Annotated in this window: 1 protein-coding gene and 3 pseudogenes; 2 read left to right on the forward strand and 2 right to left on the reverse strand. The window is 58.5% G+C overall.

What is annotated here, in order from left to right; genetic code table 11:
- Positions 1–334: 334 nt before the first annotated feature.
- A pseudogene (locus tag ILFOPFJJ_RS36835) lies at positions 335–1165 on the reverse strand (IS110 family RNA-guided transposase); the annotation flags it as partial.
- On the opposite strand from ILFOPFJJ_RS36835, the pseudogene ILFOPFJJ_RS33055 reads away from it, so the two are divergent.
- Positions 1154–1651, forward strand: a pseudogene (locus ILFOPFJJ_RS33055) (ATP-binding protein); the annotation flags it as partial. The pseudogenes ILFOPFJJ_RS36835 and ILFOPFJJ_RS33055 overlap by 12 nt on opposite strands.
- Before the next feature lie 214 nt (positions 1652–1865).
- Here ILFOPFJJ_RS33055 and ILFOPFJJ_RS35760 read toward each other — a convergent pair.
- Positions 1866–2286 (reverse strand): annotated as a pseudogene (locus tag ILFOPFJJ_RS35760) (IS66-like element accessory protein TnpA).
- A 90-nt stretch (positions 2287–2376) separates the two neighbouring features.
- Here ILFOPFJJ_RS35760 and ILFOPFJJ_RS33060 point away from each other — a divergent pair.
- Positions 2377–2577 carry a site-specific integrase gene (locus ILFOPFJJ_RS33060; RefSeq protein ID WP_210267698.1) on the forward strand — a complete coding sequence of 67 codons (201 nt, stop codon included), beginning with the start codon at positions 2377–2379 and terminating at the stop codon, positions 2575–2577.
- Positions 2578–2746 lie beyond the last annotated feature (169 nt).

Here is a 2746-nt window from a genome sequence, read left to right on the forward strand (position 1 = left end):
GCTCAGCATCAATCCATCTTGGATAACAAATCGTAAACGTGCCAAAGTAGTGCTAGCACTTCTTCTGTGGTTGCCGCGCGTATGCAAGAAGTTTTTGTCCATCTGAACGTGTGATCGAGTGCGTTCTTCTGTCAGGCCTTTGATTGCGGCATTTCGAGAGACCGCTGGCCGGTATGGTGATCTGCGGATCGGGTCCAAATCTACTTTCCGAGCTATGGTGCTCTTAGTGCTAAACTGGCTTTCCTCATCCAGATCGTTTCGACCATGCGCCCATTCAGGTCATCGACTTCTCACACCTCTTTCACCGGTGCCGGCGTATTCACCGCGACATGGATCACGCCACCGCTGGCAACGTTTGCTCCCGGTAATCTTCCTGTTTCGTCAGCATAGCCCATATTCTTCGCGCCATTTTATTCGCCAACGCGACAGCCACGAGCATCTTTGGTTTTCTCGACCATCCGCGCGAGCCATGAACCTGGTGCCGGTGGTTTATGGCTCGCCACTCTCACATGCGACATTGCACCGGTGATCAAAAGCCTGCGTATGTCATCCTGCCCCGCCTTCGACATGCGACCGAGCCGCTCCTTACCTCCAGATGAGAATTGCCGTGGCACAAGTCCGAGCCAGGCTGCAAAATCGCGCCCGGACCGGAAGGTTGTCTTTGCGGGTGCAAATGTTTGAACCGCCAACGCGATCATTGGACCAACTCCGGGCATGGTTTGAAGACGCTGTGCAGCGGCGCTATCCTCTTGGAGACATCGGTGAGTTGCGCCGTCTTCGCCTTGATGCGGGTCGTCTTTTCGTCGATCTGAGCGAGTAAATCCCGGCATTCTTCCCGCACGACATCGGGCAAGTCTATCGCTTCATCGGAGATGATTGCATCAATACGTTTGATATGGGCGACACCCTGCGGAATGATTTGTCCAAATTCGTAGAGCACGGCTCGTAAGGCATTCACCAGTTCAGTGCGCTGATGAACAAGACGCTCTCGCCCCCGGAACAGAACGGCCCTCGCTTGCTGAGCGGGCGTCTTGGGTTCTACAAACCGCATTTCCGGCTGGCGTGCCGCAACCGCGATCGCTTCAGCGTCGGCCATATCGTTTTTCTGACGTTTTACAAACGGTCGGACGTATTGTGGCGCAATCAGCTTCACCTCGGCGTCGAGGCCGTCAAGGCCAGAAAGAGCGTCTACTTCACGACGCTCGCCGATCTGATCGCCGCGCTCGCACGCGCCGAACGGGAAGGCAGGCGGCAGGAGCGCATCCGGTTCTTCTGCAGGCCGAGCCTGCTGATCGTCGACGAGATCGGCTATCTGCCGGTCATCGCCGGCGGCGGCAATCTGTTCTTCCAACTCGTCAACGCCCGCTACGAACGTGGGGCCATGATCCTCACCTCAAATCGTGGCTTTGCCGAATGGGGCGATGTCTTCGGCGATCCTGTCGTTGCCACCGCGCTGCTCGACAGGCTCCTGCACCATGCCGTCGTCGTCCAGATCGAGGGATCAAGCTATCGACTGCGCCAGCATGCCGAGCTCATGCCGGAGCATGTCCGCTCGAAGGCGCTGATCACTCCGCCAGCCTTCACCCCGCCGCCGAAACCGAGGGGACGTCCGCCGAAAAACCGCCATCTCTCCATGACGACCCCGTCGGCACAATTGGGGAATTTTACCTCGGCACTTGGAGTGCGCCCCTTGGGGTGGACAGATCGGGATGAGGAATTGACCGGGCTACCGGGTTTTCGGAAAGAAGACCCATGGCAAAACACCGCAGTCACAGCGTCGAATTCAAACGTCAGGTCGTGCAGGCCGCAGCGGAAGTCCACCGGCCGCGTCGCGATCAGGATCGGTAAGCTTTGGCCGGCGACGATCATGCTGTCCCTCGCATCGCCCGCACCAAGGCCGCAACCCGATCAACCGGCACATCGCCGGGAACCCTCACCACGAGGTCTGCGCCTATTTCTACCGTCACGATCTGCGAAGCGGCCGCGACCGGCTCCGGGATCGGCAAAACATCGGTAGCCGTCTTCGGCTCCGTCGTAATCGCAAGGGCACAAATGCGGGTTCAATAGGCCCCGTCCGCAAAGGCCGGCACGGCCGTCATCAGTTCCGCAGGCAGCGTCAGAAGACCCTGACGCGCCTGTCGTCGTCAGCAAGAAAGTTGATGCGCAACGTCAGCGACCCTAACTCCAGGCTGAAGGCTCTCCGCAACGATCCGCGGGCCATCGTCGGTTTCCACGACGAGGCTCCACAACTTCGCATCGCCCGACAAATCCTTCACCATCCGCCATGCCAAATCTCCAGCCTTGCCGAAAACCTTGTGGCAGAAACCTCAATGCTCAGAAACACACGGAATCAATGGGGTGTAGGCGGCGCATACGATGCATCTGCTGCAGTCCGGCGTGGATATCACCGTCATCGCCCTCTGGCTCGGCCACGAGGACACCGCGACGACGCACATGTACGTTGAAGCGGACCTCACCATGAAAGAGAAGGCGTTGATGAAGCTGCAGCCCGCCGGCGCCTCTACTGGACGTTTCCGAGCCTCCGACGAACTGATAACCTTTCTACAATCGCTCTGATTATGTTGAGATCATCGTGGCGGACACGGCCGCCGTGCTGTTTCCGCCACGATACCTGCGCATAATCCTGAGCTTCACATTGCACAGCGTTTTTAGCGTGGCGACGCGTGTATTCACGTTGACGCGCGCGCCGAGGCCGATGGCGACGGTGCGCTAAAAACGTGTTGGA

It is taken from the genome of Sinorhizobium psoraleae, from assembly GCF_013283645.1.
Lineage (GTDB): Bacteria > Pseudomonadota > Alphaproteobacteria > Rhizobiales > Rhizobiaceae > Sinorhizobium > Sinorhizobium psoraleae.